Annotated in this window: 13 protein-coding genes; 3 read left to right on the top strand and 10 right to left on the bottom strand. The window is 61.1% G+C overall.

All coding sequences use genetic code 11. From position 1 onward, the window contains the following. Positions 1-106: 106 nt before the first annotated feature. Positions 107-2,197, bottom strand: a complete 2,091-nt coding sequence (locus OEZ49_RS18405; protein ID WP_263389671.1) for a 4Fe-4S binding protein — start codon at positions 2,195-2,197, stop codon at positions 107-109. 125 nt (positions 2,198-2,322) lie between these two features. Here OEZ49_RS18405 and OEZ49_RS18400 point away from each other — a divergent pair, with 125 nt between their 5' ends. Beyond that, positions 2,323-2,910 carry a PQQ-dependent catabolism-associated CXXCW motif protein gene (locus tag OEZ49_RS18400; RefSeq protein ID WP_263389670.1) on the top strand — a complete coding sequence of 196 codons (588 nt, stop codon included), beginning with the start codon at positions 2,323-2,325 and terminating at the stop codon, positions 2,908-2,910. A gap of 6 nt (positions 2,911-2,916) precedes the next feature. Here OEZ49_RS18400 and OEZ49_RS18395 read toward each other — a convergent pair whose 3' ends face one another. The 5 genes from OEZ49_RS18395 to OEZ49_RS18375 all read right to left on the bottom strand — a co-directional run bounded on the left by OEZ49_RS18395 (position 2,917) and on the right by OEZ49_RS18375 (position 10,281). Further along, a complete protein-coding gene (locus tag OEZ49_RS18395) occupies positions 2,917-3,870 on the bottom strand; it encodes a quinoprotein relay system zinc metallohydrolase 1 (RefSeq protein WP_263389669.1) in 954 nt (317 codons plus the stop codon). Further along, positions 3,870-4,652: a quinoprotein dehydrogenase-associated SoxYZ-like carrier gene (locus OEZ49_RS18390; RefSeq protein WP_263389668.1), complete on the bottom strand. Its 783-nt coding sequence runs from the start codon at positions 4,650-4,652 to the stop codon at positions 3,870-3,872. Before OEZ49_RS18390 ends, OEZ49_RS18395 begins: the two co-directional genes overlap by 1 nt. A gap of 75 nt (positions 4,653-4,727) precedes the next feature. Beyond that, positions 4,728-7,940, bottom strand: coding sequence for an efflux RND transporter permease subunit (locus OEZ49_RS18385; RefSeq protein ID WP_263389667.1), 3,213 nt, complete (start codon positions 7,938-7,940; stop codon positions 4,728-4,730). Continuing rightward, positions 7,933-8,916 (bottom strand): efflux RND transporter periplasmic adaptor subunit, encoded by a 984-nt coding sequence (locus tag OEZ49_RS18380; RefSeq protein ID WP_263389666.1) that lies wholly within the window; start codon positions 8,914-8,916, stop codon positions 7,933-7,935. Before OEZ49_RS18380 ends, OEZ49_RS18385 begins: the two co-directional genes overlap by 8 nt. 348 nt (positions 8,917-9,264) lie before the next feature. Continuing rightward, positions 9,265-10,281, bottom strand: a complete 1,017-nt coding sequence (locus tag OEZ49_RS18375; protein ID WP_263389665.1) for a hypothetical protein — start codon at positions 10,279-10,281, stop codon at positions 9,265-9,267. A 118-nt stretch (positions 10,282-10,399) separates the two neighbouring features. Here OEZ49_RS18375 and OEZ49_RS18370 point away from each other — a divergent pair, with 118 nt between their 5' ends. Beyond that, entirely contained in the window at positions 10,400-10,960 is a 561-nt protein-coding gene (locus tag OEZ49_RS18370) for a hypothetical protein (protein WP_263389664.1), read from the top strand. A gap of 25 nt (positions 10,961-10,985) precedes the next feature. Here the strand turns inward: OEZ49_RS18370 and OEZ49_RS18365 are convergent, their stop codons facing one another. The 4 genes from OEZ49_RS18365 to nbaC all read right to left on the bottom strand — a co-directional run bounded on the left by OEZ49_RS18365 (position 10,986) and on the right by nbaC (position 14,426). Next, positions 10,986-12,245, bottom strand: a complete 1,260-nt coding sequence (locus tag OEZ49_RS18365) for a TRAP transporter large permease (protein WP_263389663.1) — start codon at positions 12,243-12,245, stop codon at positions 10,986-10,988. After that, positions 12,242-12,784, bottom strand: coding sequence for a TRAP transporter small permease (locus OEZ49_RS18360; protein WP_263389662.1), 543 nt, complete (start codon positions 12,782-12,784; stop codon positions 12,242-12,244). The genes OEZ49_RS18365 and OEZ49_RS18360 overlap by 4 nt, the downstream gene beginning before the upstream one ends. Before the next feature lie 67 nt (positions 12,785-12,851). Then, a complete protein-coding gene (locus tag OEZ49_RS18355) occupies positions 12,852-13,835 on the bottom strand; it encodes a TRAP transporter substrate-binding protein (protein WP_263389661.1) in 984 nt (327 codons plus the stop codon). Between the two features lie 48 nt (positions 13,836-13,883). After that, a complete protein-coding gene (nbaC, locus tag OEZ49_RS18350; protein ID WP_263389660.1) occupies positions 13,884-14,426 on the bottom strand; it encodes a 3-hydroxyanthranilate 3,4-dioxygenase in 543 nt (180 codons plus the stop codon). 316 nt (positions 14,427-14,742) lie between these two features. On the opposite strand from nbaC, the gene OEZ49_RS18345 reads away from it, so the two are divergent. Next, complete coding sequence (locus tag OEZ49_RS18345) at positions 14,743-15,375, top strand: cupin domain-containing protein (protein WP_263389659.1); 633 nt, start codon at positions 14,743-14,745, stop codon at positions 15,373-15,375. Positions 15,376-15,433 lie beyond the last annotated feature (58 nt).

Below are 15,433 nucleotides of genomic sequence, written 5' to 3'. Positions count from 1 at the left end.
CACGGCTCAAAACCATACCGCGCACACCTCGTCAACGTCATGACAAAACGCGCCGTAATAGCGGCGGCGTAAAGCGCGTGCACTTTGCAAGCAGCCCTGCCACGGATCATCCCTGGCGGGGCTGACTTGTCTCCAAGGCGGACCTGATGCGGGTGTTTCCGCGCGCCTTGAGGACAAGAGGAACACAGAGTTTAGTCGTGTCATGGATGGTGACGCAATCGAGGCATTGGAAGCATTCGTCAAAGTCGATTTTTCCCGAGGGGCGGATTGCCCCATACTGGCATCGGACGCGGCACAACTGGCAGGGGCTGCCGCATTCCGGGCGTCGTGGTATCCAGTTGCGCAGTCGCAACAGCCCAGCGATAGCCATCAGAGCGCCCAGCGGGCAAAGGTATCGGCAAAAGCTCTTGAAGCTGATCATCCCGATCAGCACCAGCGATACAGCATAAGCCGTGTAGGTCCACTCCCGCAGGAAATAAGAGGTGATCGCGGTCTTGAACGGTTCGATCTCTACTGCGGTGTCGATCTGATCGGGGGCCAGAACCGCAACCAGGACAAGCCCGAGCAGCATGGCATGTTTCAGCCATTTCATCCGTTTGTCCCATTGGTCGGGCAGGTTCCACTGGCGCAGGCCAAGGCGGCGGCCCAGATGGTGTGCAAACTCTTGGAATGCACCGAACGGACACAACCAGCCGCAGAACAAGCCACGTCCCCAGAGAAAGAAACCTAACAGGGCTGCCAACCAGATCACCAGTGAAAATGGATCGTATGCCAGAAAGGTAAGGCTGCCGCCTGTGGTTATCGTGTGCAAGGTCGCAAGGGGGGTTACGATCGACAGCTGCCCTTGTCCCCACCAGCCGATGAAGCCAAGCACAAAGGCGAGGACGCCCAGTCGGATCGGTGTGAACAGACGCAACCCGGCGAGCCAGCTTTGCCGGAACAGGAGGATGGGTAACAGGACTGCCAGAAACAGGAGCAGAACCAGGACATCAGGCAGTCTGTGTTCCAGGGCCGCGCGCCACGCCGGTTTGTTACCGGGGCTTTGCGGTGTGATAAAGAAGCGTCCAGGCGTGCTGTGCTGTGCCGTGAATTCGGCGGACCCGATGACCGGGCGGAAGCTGCCATGCTCACGCAGGACCTTGAGCGACAAGATCCATTCCGAAGCAGGATCAAACCCCAGGCGGCGGTCCGCCCGAAGGATCATGGCGGCCCCCTGCGGCAACTCTGGAGCCAGCTCGACAAAAAGATCCGCATCCCGCAGGGCAACGGGTAGACCGCCCTGTTGGGCGGTCAACAGATCCGGTGCGGTGTTGCGAACAAAATCCTCATCCACCAGACCGTGGCGCGCGGTCTCGATCAAAAGGAGGGGTTCGTCATGTGGTGATAGTGTCAGAAAGTCACCGAGCTCTTGCAACGTCTGAGGAGACAACACGGCGGCGGCGATGGATCGAGGACCTATGTCAATGATCCAGAGGTCGATATAGTGGGCATCCGGTTCTGCCTTTGCCAGCGGATCGTCATCTGCCCAGAGGGTCTCTGAGAAGGCCGCTTGGACCTGTTCATTTGTCACCACGTGATGCGAAGCGATGCCCAGATTGACCAGCGCCACCCAGTCGAGGTCCTCCTGGTGTTCGGGATCGGGCCGCGATGGCTGCCCGATCTTCAGCCCCTGCATCTTGTCCCGCGCAACCGCAAGGGTGGCCGCCAAGATGCTTTCGTGCGCGATCCGGACCGAAGCGGTCGCCTTGGTCACGCCGTCCAGGTAGACGAGTGAAGAGCTTTCGGACCCGCTGTTGCCATAGGGTGTTCCGACGACCATGGGGCTGGCGATGTTCAATCCCTTGTACTGCTCGAGAAAGGCTTTGAACGGCGCAACACCCAGGCCGGAAACGAAAATCGGTTCATTCTGTTCGATCAGGTCGACGTCGATGAAGTTCCCCGCGCGGTCCAGTTGCACCAACAGGTTGATAGGTGCACCCGAGAACCCGGGCAGGGGCGCCAATGGCTCGGTTTCGAAAACATAGCCCGCCTCGGCGCCATAGACATCGACCAGGCGATAGACCTCGGAACTGTCAAACTTTTCGCCCAGCAGCAGCGGAGGTTTGACAAAAGGTTCGATCTGCGCCGGGGACAGCAGATCCGCTCTGGCCGCCACCGAGAGGCAAATCGTGATCAGCCAGAAAAGCAACGCGCGCATGCCTGAAAGCTAGGCAAACCCGCGAACCGGCGACATTGGACAAAGGTCTAATCCGGCGCCTTGCATCTTGACAGGTCGTCCCGTCGGAACGCCAATCTGGGTCGGAAACCCCGGAGGAACTGGCAATGCGCAGGATCGCTGCGGCAACCGGTCTTTTGCTAGCCTGGCTGGCCGAAACCGCCGTGGCGGAGAGTTACGGCAGTATTCGCGAACGGCGGCCCGATCTGTTCCATCCCGAGTCCGGATACAGGATCGCCCGTCACCGGGCGCCTGTGCCGGATGACATTCCACTGCCTGTGCGCCGTGTTTCGGCCCTTTGGGCGAGGACGCTGCTGGACCGTGGGGCGCTGGCGCTGGATGTGTTCGGAGCTTCCCAATCCCGTTTCGACGAACTGGATGGCACCTGGCTGGTGTCCGAGCCGCGCATGAGCCTGCCTGGGGCGGTCTGGCTGCCCGAGGTGGGGCGGGGGGTGCTTGAACCAATGATCGAACGCTACTTGCAACGGGAACTTGAGCGGGCGACCGGCGGCAAGAAGGCCCATGCCGTTGTTGTGTTCTGTGTGGCCGATTGCTGGATGAGCTGGAACGCGGCTCAGAGGATCGCGGCCCTGGGGTACTTGCAGGTTCATTGGTATCCGCACGGAACCGACGGTTGGGCGGACCTCGGCTGGCGGTTAGAGCCGGTTGAGCCGGTTCCTGTCGGGCTGGACTGACGCCGCTCAGTTCGCGCGTGGCAGGATCAATCGTTCAATCTCGGGATACAGATGGCTGACCGAACGGTGAAATTCTTGCGGCTGCGCCCCCATGGAGGCGAACTCGTCGGGGAGGGGCGTTTCCATGATTTCGATCATGTCTAGGCCCATGCCAGCCGCCGCGACCAGCCTGTCATTCAGCCAGGTCAGGTAGGCGCTGGTCTGCCGGATCGCGATGCCGGCGCGGTCGAGCGGACCATGGCCGGGCAAGACCGCCGGTGCCTGTACCGCCGCAAGCGTTGTCAGAGCCTCTTGCCAGCGTGCCAGATCCGCATGTGGTGTTGTGGGCGCGCGGTCGAGAAACACCAGATCGCCCGTGATCAGCAGGCCGGTTTCGGCGTCGATCAAGGCAAGATCGCTGGCGGTATGGCCGCCAAGGGGCAGGGCGGTCAGGCGACGGCCGTCCACGACGATGTCGCCTGTTCCAATCTCGATGCTCGGGGGCACCGGTTCGGTTCCGCGCATCCAGTCGCCCAGCAGCCGATACATGTTGTCCGAAAACCCGTCGCCCTCGGCGCGGGCGGCGGCAATGGTGCCGCCAAGCGCCAGGATCGGTTTATCGGCAAAGACCTGGTTGCCAAAGTAATGGTCCGGATGGTGATGGGTGTTGATCACTGTCGACACGCCGCGCAGGTCCAGTTTGCGAAGCGCCAGGTTCAATGCTTCGCCGTATCGGCGGGATGAACCGCTGTCGATCAGGATCAACCCGCTCTTGCCTTGCAGGATGGCGCAATTGACGATGGCGCCGCCATTGTCGCGGGAAAAATACTCGGTCGCGCCCTCGATCATCCAGACCCCGGAGAGGATGGGAACTGGGCGCAGGTCGTAGCTGTGTCGCGCCTCAGCCCAGAGCGGCGAGGTCTGGGCGACATGCGCCACACCGCCCGCCAACAGTCCAAGCGCCGCCCGGCGGGTGGTCATCAGTTCACTTCCTCGTCGGTCAGGATGCCTTCGATCTCGTTGCCATTGTTGTCGCGGCCGCGCACATGCAGCAGGGACGGCATGGTTTCGGGATCGAAATAGAGGGTAAAGGCAGGATCCTCGTTCACCGGTTCGCTCAACGCGATGCGGGCAACTTCATGGCCATCGTCGGTGCTGAACGTGAGATCGCGGATGATGAAGACTGGAATGCCATCGGCCAGCCCGGTGTCCATCGGGTGATCGACAATCACCCTGGCGCGCCCCGAGGATCTCCACAACCTGCCATGCATCTCGCCCAGCTTCTCCTCCCAATCGTCGGAGGCATAGGCCAGCGCCGGTGCGGTGCACCCGCCGCCTGCCGCATCGATCAACGTGCCGCCGACGTGCCAGCCGTCCGTACGGGTGCGGACCGAGGCCCGGATCGCGGTCGCCTGATCGATCTTGAACCGCAACGCCAGTTTTGGTTCGGCATCGCCGGGGAAAAAGCTGAGGATCTTGGGGATGGGGCCATAGTCGACCGAAATTACGATCTCTTCCACATCGCTCAGCGCGGTAGCATCGACCAGAAGCGGCACGTTGAACGCGTCCTCGGCCGTGTCTGGAGCAATGACCCGAACCCGGTCATCGAACCGGATCTGTGCCGGGTCACCCAAAAGCGCTTCCTGATGATAGTCCCACATACCCGATGAATAAGGGTCGTCCAATTGAACCTGTGGTGCGCTTGCGGCCGATCCGGCCATCAGGCCAATGGCGACGGCAAGTGCACTGCTGCGTGTGAACATCGGCTCCTCCTCCGTGCCGCATTGGGCCATGCGGGGCGGAGGAGGGCAATTGCACTTTGGTCTATGCCCGCGTGCTCAGGTCTTGAATACGCGGTAGATCGCCGGGATCACCAGCACCGTCAGCAAGGTCGAGCTGAGCAGGCCAAAGAGCAGCGACAGCGCCAGACCCTGAAAGATTGGGTCGGTCAGGATGACCGCGGCGCCGATCATCGCGGCAACTGCTGTCAGCAGGATTGGCTTGAACCGGATTGCACCCGCCTCGATCAGAGTCTCGATCTTGTCGAGCGCCGGGTCGGCGTGGCGGATGAAATCCACCAGCAGTATCGAGTTTCGCACGATGATGCCTGCAAGCGCGATGAACCCGATCATCGACGGCGCCGAGAAGGGCGCATTGAACAGCCAGTGCCCGGCGATGATGCCCAGAAAGGTCAGCGGTACCGGGGTCAGTACCACCAGCGGCAAGCGGAACGACCCGAACTGCGCCACCACCAGGATGTAGATGCCCAAAAGCGCCACGGCAAAGGCCGCACCCATGTCGCGGAAGGTGATCCAGGTCACCTCCCATTCGCCGTCCCAAAGAAGGGTGATCTTGCTTTCATCCTCGGGCTGACCGTTCAGGCGGATCTCGGGTTTCTCGCCTTCGGGCCACTCCATCTGCTCCAAGGCGTCGGCCACCGCCAGCATGCCGTAAAGCGGTGCTTCGAACTCGCCCGCAAGCTCGGCCATCACCATTTCGGCTGCGCGGCCGTTGTGACGGAAGACCGGGAAGGAGGCATGTTCTTCACGCATCTCGATCACGTTGCCTAGTTCGACAACACCGCGCGCACCCGGAAGCACATTGGCGGGCACCGGGGTGGAGAGGAAGCGCTCGTCGACGACGCGATCAGCCTGGTCGCGTTCGACGGTGATCGGGATCGGATATCGGCCGTCACCGCGGTGCGAGTATCCCACCGTCTGACCGGCATTCAGGATCGCCAGGGTCGTGAAAACATCCTGTTCCTCGACTCCGAAGAAATCGAGTTGGTCAGTCGACACAGTGGCGCGCAGCCGGCGCGGTTGGGTGCCGAAACTGTCGTCGACATCCACGATATAGGGCACGGATTCGAACGCCTCGCGGATTCTGGTTGCCGCAGCACGGCGGCTGTCGCCATCGGGACCATAGACCTCGGCCAGAAGGGTTGCGATGACCGGCGGACCCGGCGGCGGTTCGACCGTCTTCAGGCTAGTGCCCGAAGGCACGTCCAGCTCTGCGATCCGTTGCCGGATCTCCAGGGCGATGTCGTGGCTGGTGCGGTCGCGCTCTCCCTTTGGTGTCAGGTTGATCTGAACGTCGCCCATTTCCGGCCGCGCGCGCAGATAATAGTGGCGCACAAGGCCGTTGAAATTGAACGGGGCCGCATCGCCCGCGTGGGTCTGGGCCGAGATCACTTCGGGCAGATCCAGAACTGCGACCGCCACAGCCTGCGCCACCGCATCCGTTGCCTCGACCGAGGATCCCTCGGGCAGGTCGATGACCACCGAAAGCTCGGATTTGTTGTCGAACGGCAAGAGCTTGACCGTCACGTCGCGGGTGTAGAGCGCGCCGAGCGAACCAAAGGAGAGCCCCGCCGCCAGGAGCAGGAACAGCCCACTGCCGCCCTTGGTCCTCAACAGCGGACGCGCCACGGCGCGATAGAGCCGCCCCAGCGCCCCGCCGTGTTCGGCATCGTGTCCGCCGCCATGGCCATGGGCCGGAGCGCGACCGGCGATCTTGACCATCAGCCAAGGGGTGATGATCACTGCGACAAAGAAGGAAAAGATCATCGCGGCAGAGGCATTGGCCGGGATCGGGCTCATATAAGGTCCCATCAGCCCCGAGACAAAAAGCATCGGCAATAGCGCTGCCACCACGGTGAGCGTGGCAACGATGGTGGGGTTGCCCACCTCGGCCACGGCGCGGATCGCCTTTTGTGACCGGCTGGCCTCGTCCGGCATTGCCCAGTGGCGGGCGATGTTCTCGATCACAACGATAGCGTCATCGACCAGAATGCCGATGGAGAAGATCAGAGCAAAAAGCGACACCCGGTTCAGCGTATATCCCATGATCCAGGCGGCGAAGAGCGTCAACAGAATGGTGACCGGGATGACAACGGCGACGACGATGCTTTCCCGCCAGCCAATGGAAAACAGGACCAGAACCACGATGGACACCGTGGCAAGGCCGAGGTGAAACAGCAACTCATTGGCCTTTTCATTTGCGGTCTCGCCATAGTCGCGGGTGACCGTAACCTCGACGCTATCGGGGATCAGGCTGTCTTCGAGCGCATGGACCTTGTGCAGGATTTCCTCGGCTACGATCACGGCGTTCGCGCCCGCCCGCTTGGCGATGGCCAGAGTGACCGCAGGGATCCGTTCGATGGTGCCATCTGGTCCACGGGTCACATTGGCGACGATCCGGTCCGAGGTATCGGGCACAAAGCTGACATCCGCGACATCGCGGACATAGACGGGCCGGTTGTCTCGGGTGGTCAGCAAAAGGTTGGCGATCTCAGCGGGCGCTTGCAGGGTTTCGCCAGCGACCAGCGCGATTTGTTCACCGTTGTTGCGGATATAGCCAGTTGTCAGCGCCCGGTTTGCGCCCTGCACCTTGCCTGCCAGTTGTTGCAGGGTCACACCGTAGAGCGCCAGTCGTTCTGGATCGGGCGCTATGCGGATCGCCTCGGGCGCTTCGCCGACCAGATAGGTCAATCCGACATCGGCGATCTTGGCCACCTGCACCTGCAATTCCCGTGCGATCCGTGTAAGGTCGTTGGCGGAAATCCCGCTTGCCGGGTCCTTTGGGCTGAGCGTCAGCGAGACGATCGCCACGTCGTCGATCCCACGTCCGACGATCAGTGGTTCGGGTATGCCGACAGGAATCCGGTCGATATTGGCGCGAACCTTGTCATGCACCCGCAGGATTGCATTGTCGGCGGGGGTGCCAACAAGGAAACGGGCCGTGACCATCGCGTAGTCGTCGCTGGTCTGGGAATAAACATGTTCGACCCCATTGATGCCCTTGACGATGGTTTCCATCGGTTCGGTCACCAGCTTAACCGCGTCCTCAGCCTTGAGCCCCGGGGCCTGAATGTGAATGTCGACCAACGGCACCGAGATCTGCGGTTCTTCCTCGCGTGGCAGGCTAATTAGTGCGACCAACCCCATGGCGAGGGCGGCCAGAATCATCAGCGGTGTCAGGGCCGAGCCTATGAAGGCCCGGGTCAGCCCCCCGGCAATGCCGAGTCCGGTTGGCGTCTTGGGATCACTCATGACCGGTCACCAGCGTTTCGCCGACACGCAAGCCAGACAGGACTTCCACCATTTGGGTCCCTGCGACATTGAACAGTTCACCTATCATCACGACCCTTTCCGATGCTTCTCCACCGGCAGAGGCCACACGGACGAAATCGAGCCCCATTCGAAATTCAACCGCATCCACCGGGACAGCCATTGTTTCGGTTTGACCGACCGGGAGCCGCACCAATACTCGGCGTCCGATGAAATCTGCCGAGAGGTTCGCCACCTCAACATCGGCAATCACCCGTCCGTTTTCGATTTGCGGATAAAGCTTGGCCAGAGTTCCGGTTTCGGCGCCATCAGCGCCACCAATCTGGATTTCGTCTCCTTCGTTGAGGAAATCAGCATGCCTTTCAGGAACCGCCAGACGCAGAAAGAAACCGCCGCCACCAATGGTCGCGATCATCTCGCCAGGAAGTACCACCGAACCGGCGGTTACAGGCACCGATATCACGGTACCGGAGATTGGGGCAAGGATCCGGCCTTCGTCGGTGCGTTGCAACAGGACATCCTTTTGCGCCTCGGTCGCCCCGATCCGGCCTTGGATCACTTCCACCTTGGTGCGCAGACCGTCAACGTTCTGTTCTGTCGTCACCCCACGTTCCAGCAGGTTCAGACCGCGCGCGAGTTCCGCCTGTGCATTGGTCAGTTCCGAGTTCAGAGACATCAGTTGCGCGTCAATGGCGCGCAGCTCTAGCTCAAGTTTTTCGTCAACTGTGGTGCCTATGTGCTGACCTTGTGTGACTTGCGAACCCTCAACGACCGATATCGCTTCAAGCGTCCCACCCAGACGAGAGCGTGCAGGGATGTTGTTCCGTGACTCCACCTTGGCGAACACAGCCTTCCATTCTGTTTTTGTCACCCGCTCCACAGTCGCCTCGGCTGCTGCTGAGAAACCGGCAGTTAACGCGAAGACAAAGGTCGCGGTGGCGAAGACAATACGTTTCATGGGGCACCTTTCGGGTCGCTGTCAAATAGGACCGCGTCTTTTGCGCAGTCTGACAAGATATATATTCAATATTTTGATTGTGTATGCAACGGTCAATCCGCAACTCGGCCCCTTGGCATGCCAATTTGCCACGATATCTCCATCAAACGGATCTTGCGACGCAATGATCAAGTTCACCTTAGGTGGTGCGACCGAGGTTGTGCGTGGGGATACTGCTGATCGGATGCGAACTCTTGCCCGGGGCCCGGCATCAGTTGGCGCATTCGATCAGTCTTTCTTTTTTCCCTGCTGGAGGGGCTCTTTGTCCCTTGGCTGTGCCTGTGAATGGCGGTCTTGGGAAATAAGTTTCTACCTGAGCCAAAGCCCTTTTGATTTTATCCGGTTGCGGATGGCCTGCTCCTTATGCGGCAGATCCGTGCGGTCGAACATCGCGCGGATTTTCTCGCCTTTTCCCTGATAGACGATCTTTCTCAGTGGTTCGTAATTCTTCAGTACCTTCTTGATCGGGTTTGGCGCACAGACCTTTTCCAGAACATTGACCACGTGATCGGCCTCGCGGGCGTAAAGCAGAGGGAAGAGGCGGTAATGGCAGGTGACCGAACCGTCGAGCAGCCCTTCGGGCAGAGCATCTCGACCACCGCCGAAGGAATGGATCACCAGCGGCAGCGCCACCTGGTCAAGCCAGGGATCTAGACTTTGACACGCCAGTTCCCGCAACGGTGTGTCGCGGATCGAGCGGGCGTAGGTCAAGAATCGGTGACCGAATTTGTGTGGGCAGTCATAATAGAAGAAGCCCGCGTTAAAATAGAGATAGCGCTTCCAGTACTCGTCGGGCTGGTTGAAATCCAGCGAGCTTTCGAAATCCAGTCCGAACCGGCTATAGAGCGCCCGCCAGATATCGCTGTAGCCCGGCCCGTAAAGCGTGGGTTGCGGCCAGGTTCCTTCGCGCTTTAGCGAGGCCGTGGGGCGGCTGAAATCGAAGGGCACCGACATCAGGTCGCCGGTGACCAGCGTGTCCGTGTCGAAAAAGACAAAAGGTTCGCCCTCGGGCAGGGCCAGCAGCGCCTCGATCTTGTTACCATGCGGATAGGTCTGGCCGAACACCTTGTTCTCAAACGGCAAAAGCTCGGCCCCCAGCATGTCGAGCGTGGCGCGCACCTCGTCGCTCTGGATGCTCGGGTCCTCGTCCCATTTCCGGCCGGGCTGCGGGTGGGCGATGAACAGGCGGCCATCGAAATCGGGGGTCGAATGGCGCAGCGAGGCGGCGAAGAGCACCGCCTCGTATTGCAGGCGGTTGTTCTGGCCCACCACCACGATGTTAAAGGGCCTGCGCCCCGTCGTTTTCGCGACCTGTCGTTTTGCCATCTCTGCCCGCCGCCGGATTTGCTGATGCGGCGCCCCTGTTTTGACGTAGTATAGGGGCAGGGGTCGGGCGCCAAAAGCCCGGATTTCCCGCCAACTGATTTTGAAAGGCCCGTTCCAGATGCTCGATATTCTGTTGTTCCTCATCGCCGGCGCGGCGCAGTCGTCCCAGGGCGAGGACAAGACGCCCGCGCCAACCGAAAGCGCCGCGGCGGAGGCGCCTGCCGCGCCCGCTTTCCTGACTCAGGCGCCCTCGGCCGAGGCGCCCGCCGCGCCAGTCTTTCTATCGCCCGCGCCGCAACTCGTGGCCGAACCGCAGGTGCCCAGCGGCAAGTTCACCACTGCGACCGAGGTGAAGCCGATCCTGAATGCTACGCGTGGCAACTGGGTGGCGCTGCGCGACTATGACGGGCAGGACCTGCTCTATGTCACGCATTTGTGGTCCTGGCGCTGTGGGCTGGCCCAGATGACTGTCGCGATCAACGGGGCCGCGCCAGAGGTCTGGCCCTTGCCACCTTGCCATGCCGAGACCGCCGCGCCCAATGCGATCATCGAAAGCGACGGGTTGCCTTTCCGCAGCTTCCCTTCGGGCTCTGTCGCGCAGATCGAGGTTGAGCTGATCTATGACGATCTGAGCGCCGACAGTGCCAGTTTCGCGCGTGCGCAGGTGCTGATGCCCTGACGCGTCTGGCCCCTTCTCGGGGCGGTCAGATCAATGCGGTGCTGAGGATCGGGAAGTAACTCAGCAAGATCAGCACCGCCGTGACCGCCAGCAGAAAAGGCCAGAGTGCGGCGAAGATGGTGAAAGGCCGCACGCCTGACATGGCGGACGCGATATAGAGACCGACGCCCACCGGCGGCGTCAGCAGCCCGAGAACAAGGTTCAGGCTGATCACCACGCCGAACTGATAGGGGCTGATGCCATAACTGTTCATCGCGATTGGCAGCAGGATCGGTGTGATCAGGATCAGCGCCGCGATCCCGTCTATCAACATGCCCACGAACAGCAGGCACAGGTTGACGATCAGAAGAAAGGTGAACGGGTCCGAAGTCACGGTGGTCAGGAACGCCGCCAGCTTTTGTGGCAGTTCCTCGTAGATCACCACCCAGCCAAACACATTCGCCGCCGCGATCATGAAAATCACCAGCGAGGAATTGGTGGCGGTGCGGGCGAACATGGCGCCCAGGTCGCGGATATGGATCTCGCGATAGATCAGCCAGCCGACGGCAAAGGCGATGAGCGAGGCCACCGCAGCGCTTTCGGTGGGCGTGGCGATGCCAAAGAGGATACCGCCGACGATGGCCAGCGGGATCAGAAAGGCGGGCAGAGCGTCGCGCAGGGCGCGCACCGCCTGCGGCATTGTCATCCAGTCGCCCTTGGGAAACTCCTGCCACAATCCGATCAGGGCGACGACGACAAAGAACGATCCAGCCATGATCAGGCCGGGGATGATCCCGGCGATGAACAGATCACCAATCGGCAATTGCGCCAGAACGCCATAGATCACAAACAGCATCGACGGCGGAATGACCGGCGCCAGCAACCCGCCAGCAGCGGTGGTGGCGGCGGCGAAACCGGGGTCATAGCCCTCTTCCTTCATTGCGGGCACCATGGCCCGGCTCATCACCGCGATCTGGCTGGCCGCCGATCCGATGATCGCGGCCATGAACATATTGGCCAGCAGGTTGATATAGGCCATCCCGCCCCGAAACCCGCCGACAAAGACGCGCGCGGCGCGCACCAGCCGCTGGGTCATGCCGCCTTCGTTCATCAGTTCTCCGGTCAGGATGAACAGCGGAATGGCAAGCAGCCCGTAATTCTCTACGCCTGCGAACATCTGCTGGGCGAAACTGTCATAAAGCACCAGATTGCCGCTGTCATAGATGTACCACAGTGCAGTCAGCGCCAGCACCAGCGCAATCGGGACCGAACCGAACAGGAGCAGGGCGAAAAGAACGGGGGTCATCTCTGGTTCTCCGGCTGGGTGTCCGGGTCGGGGTGGAACAGGTTCGCAAAGGAATGCAGAAGCAATCCAAAGGTGAAGAGCGGGATCACCAGCCAGACCCAGACCTTCTTCAGGCCGATCGTATTGGTGGGTTCGGCATAGATGAAGTTGAAGGTCTGCCCCTGAAACAGTTTTACATCCCATCCTGCCCGCATGAGTTCCAGCGGCATGAACCAGCGCAGGCAGATCCAGACCATCAGGCAGGCAAAGAGGAACAACACCATGTCGACGGCACGCCCAAGCAGCCGTCGCAGCGGGGCTGTCAGAACCTCGTTCACAATCGTGACGGAAATGGCACTGCGAAAATGCACGGCGGCAGAGGCTGCCAGAAAGGTCATCCAGACCATGGCATAGATCGCCGCCTCGTCGACCCAATAGATCGCGTTACCGGCGGCGCGGGTCGTTACGTTCAGCAGGATCAGCCCGGTCACGGACGCGGCCAGCGTCGCGGCGCAAAAGATCTCGACCCTGGCCCAGAAACGGGATGCTCGATACAGCATGTGCCTGCCTGTTTGTTTGCGCGAAACGGGCCAGTCAGGGACCGGCCCGTTTGCTGTGTCGCTTGGGTTATTGGGTGTCCGCAGCGGTCTTGCGCAGATCAGCCAGGGACGGGGCCTTGGCGGTCCAGGTTGCCTCCCATTGCGCGATTGCCTCGCCAAAGAATTCGGAATCCACGGTCTTGAACATCTTGCCGACCTTGGTCAGGGCGTCGGTCCATTCCGGTTCCTTGGCGATATAGACGTCCAGCGTGCTGTCCACATGCTTGGCCATCAGTTCCGAGATCATCGCCTTGTCGTCATCGCTGAGACCGGCATAGACCCGGGCCGAAATCAGCCCAACCATCGGGAACATCATGTGGTTCGAGATCAGGATTGTGTCGGCATGTTCGTGGTATTTCAGAACGTTGATCAGCTCGACATCCATGTCGATGGCATCGACCTGGCCATTGGCCAGCGCATCATAGACCGCTGGCAGCGGCATCGGCGTGGGCGCGGCGCCCAGTGCGTTGTAGAAATCGAGGATCGGGTCAAAAGGGGTGATACGCAGCTTCAGCCCCTTTAGGTCGGCGGCCGAATTGACCGGGCCGCGGCTCAGGATCTGGCGCATGCCCGCGCTGCCATAGCCTACGCCAACGACGCCGGCCTCTTGCGGTAGGACGTCCAGCATTCCCTTGGCAGTGTCCGACCGCAGGATGGCGGCAGCATGACCGATGTCATTGGCAAGGTAGGGTGCATAGAACGCGCCCATGTTCGGAACCCGGTTCGAGACCTCGGCGATCGTCATGAAGGCCATGTCCAGTGCGCCGGTCTGCAACTGTTGCAGCATCTGCGCCTCGTTGCCCAGCTGCTGCGCCGGGAACACCGAAACGCTGTGTGCACCGCCGGATTTCTCGGCCAGTTCGGCGCCGAACGCCTCGGCCGCCTTGGTCCAGGTATGGGGCGGCGGGGTGATCAGGCCAAGGCGAAACTCCTTGGCGGCGGCGGGTAATGCGCCCAGAACCAGCGCAGCACATGCGATACCCTGGGCCAGACCCTTGAAGCTGATTGTCATTGTTGTCTCCCTGTTAGAATCGTTGTTTTTGGGCAGTCTAATCCGGGTTTATAGTTTCACCCAACCCTCGGGTGGCTCTTTGCCCGGATGGAGTTCTCCGCAATTGGGGCAGGTGCGCGCGGCCGTGTCGGCGTAGAATGTCTGGTAGACCGGCGGCAGGTCTCGCACGATGCTTTCCAGCACAAGCTCAGCCCGGTGGACCAGGCTGCCGCAACCGAAACAATACCACTCAATGGCGTCATGGGCGCCTTCGGGGCGCTTGGGTTCGATCACCAGCCCGACAGAGCCTTCTTGCGGGCGCTGCGGCGAGTGGCGCACATGCGGCGGCAACAGGAAAATGTCGCCCTCGCGGATAGGCACGTCATAGAACTCGCCGCCTTCGTAGAGTTTCAGCACCATGTCGCCCTTGAGCTGGTAGAAGAATTCCTCGACCGGGTCGTCATGGTAATCGGTGCGCTTGTTGGGGCCGCCGACCACGGTCACCATCAGATCCGCGTCTTCCCAGACCTGCTGATTGCCAACGGGCGGTTTCAGCAGATGTTTGTGTTCGTCGATCCATTTCTGGAAATTGAAGGCGCTCAGCCGTGCCATCGGGTGTTCCTCTTCACCGATACTGCCCTTTGCGGGCCTGTTTCGGCGTCGGGTCGGACAAGGCCGCAAGACAAGGAAATTGTCCGAATGCCGCTATCGAAAATCGCGAGAGCAGCGCGGGAACCGGCCTTACGAACCGTGGGGTGTCGTCGAACTTCCTTCATGCATGAAATTTTAAGGTTAAAGGAATGGCTCCTGTCAAGTGTCTTGGCCGCGGTCGAGGGTCGGGGCGGTTGATCACCTATGCGTGAACGTGCTTTCTTGGCCCCCGCAGCGCTCCAGATCGACGGGCGACAGAGCAAGCAGGAAACAACCCATGCGGATCAATGCGGATTTCAGCCAGCGTGCGGCGGTGCATTTCGACCAGACGGACTGGGTGCCGTCGCCCGCGCCCGGGGTCGAACGCAAGATGCTGGACCGGATCGGGGCCGAGGTGGCACGCGCCACCACCATCGTTCGCTTTTCGCCGGGCAGCGCCTTTGCCGCCCATACCCATGAAGGAGGCGAGGAATACCTGGTTCTGGACGGTGTGTTTCAGGATGAGCTGGGCGATTTTCCGACCGGCTCTTATGTGCGCAACCCGCCGACCTCGTCCCATACACCCGCAACCGAGCCGGGGGCGACCATCCTCGTTAAACTCCACCAGTTCGACCCTGCGGACCGTACCGAGGTGCGCCGGTCGATCACCGGAAAGAGCGACGAGACACTCTTTGCCGATGCACATGAAGAGGTGCGGCTGGAAAGCTGGGTGGCAGGCGCGCGGGTGATGCGCGATCTGCCCGGCGGCATCGAGGTCTTCGTGCTGGAGGGCGGGTTTCAGGAAGGTGGCGAGACGTTCTCCCGCTGGGACTGGCTACGCCTGCCGCCGGGTGGCAGGCTGGATCTGACTACGGGGCCTGAAGGCGCGCGCGTCTGGGTGAAATCCGGACATCTGATCGCGATGGTCTGACTTCCACGCGGAGCAAGTAAAGTTTTTTCCGAAAATTCTTGCGCTTTTCCTCTCTGTC

Origin of the sequence: Ruegeria marisflavi (assembly GCF_025673445.1) — a bacterium.
In the GTDB taxonomy this organism is placed as follows: domain Bacteria; phylum Pseudomonadota; class Alphaproteobacteria; order Rhodobacterales; family Rhodobacteraceae; genus Ruegeria_B; species Ruegeria_B marisflavi.
The sequence above is the reverse complement of the archived record's forward strand: the minus strand, read 5'-3'. Positions and strand labels throughout refer to the sequence as shown.

What these genes read in the sequence shown, in the direction of transcription:
- OEZ49_RS18405 (WP_263389671.1), bottom strand. Translation starts at nt 2,197, where the DNA reads ATGCGCGCGTTGCTTTTCTGGCTGATCACGATTTGCCTCTCGGTGGCG.
- OEZ49_RS18400 (WP_263389670.1), top strand. Translation starts at nt 2,323, where the DNA reads ATGCGCAGGATCGCTGCGGCAACCGGTCTTTTGCTAGCCTGGCTGGCC.
- OEZ49_RS18395 (WP_263389669.1), bottom strand. Translation starts at nt 3,870, where the DNA reads ATGACCACCCGCCGGGCGGCGCTTGGACTGTTGGCGGGCGGTGTGGCG.
- OEZ49_RS18390 (WP_263389668.1), bottom strand. Translation starts at nt 4,652, where the DNA reads ATGTTCACACGCAGCAGTGCACTTGCCGTCGCCATTGGCCTGATGGCC.
- OEZ49_RS18385 (WP_263389667.1), bottom strand. Translation starts at nt 7,940, where the DNA reads ATGAGTGATCCCAAGACGCCAACCGGACTCGGCATTGCCGGGGGGCTG.
- OEZ49_RS18380 (WP_263389666.1), bottom strand. Translation starts at nt 8,916, where the DNA reads ATGAAACGTATTGTCTTCGCCACCGCGACCTTTGTCTTCGCGTTAACT.
- OEZ49_RS18375 (WP_263389665.1), bottom strand. Translation starts at nt 10,281, where the DNA reads ATGGCAAAACGACAGGTCGCGAAAACGACGGGGCGCAGGCCCTTTAAC.
- OEZ49_RS18370 (WP_263389664.1), top strand. Translation starts at nt 10,400, where the DNA reads ATGCTCGATATTCTGTTGTTCCTCATCGCCGGCGCGGCGCAGTCGTCC.
- OEZ49_RS18365 (WP_263389663.1), bottom strand. Translation starts at nt 12,245, where the DNA reads ATGACCCCCGTTCTTTTCGCCCTGCTCCTGTTCGGTTCGGTCCCGATT.
- OEZ49_RS18360 (WP_263389662.1), bottom strand. Translation starts at nt 12,784, where the DNA reads ATGCTGTATCGAGCATCCCGTTTCTGGGCCAGGGTCGAGATCTTTTGC.
- OEZ49_RS18355 (WP_263389661.1), bottom strand. Translation starts at nt 13,835, where the DNA reads ATGACAATCAGCTTCAAGGGTCTGGCCCAGGGTATCGCATGTGCTGCG.
- nbaC (WP_263389660.1), bottom strand. Translation starts at nt 14,426, where the DNA reads ATGGCACGGCTGAGCGCCTTCAATTTCCAGAAATGGATCGACGAACAC.
- OEZ49_RS18345 (WP_263389659.1), top strand. Translation starts at nt 14,743, where the DNA reads ATGCGGATCAATGCGGATTTCAGCCAGCGTGCGGCGGTGCATTTCGAC.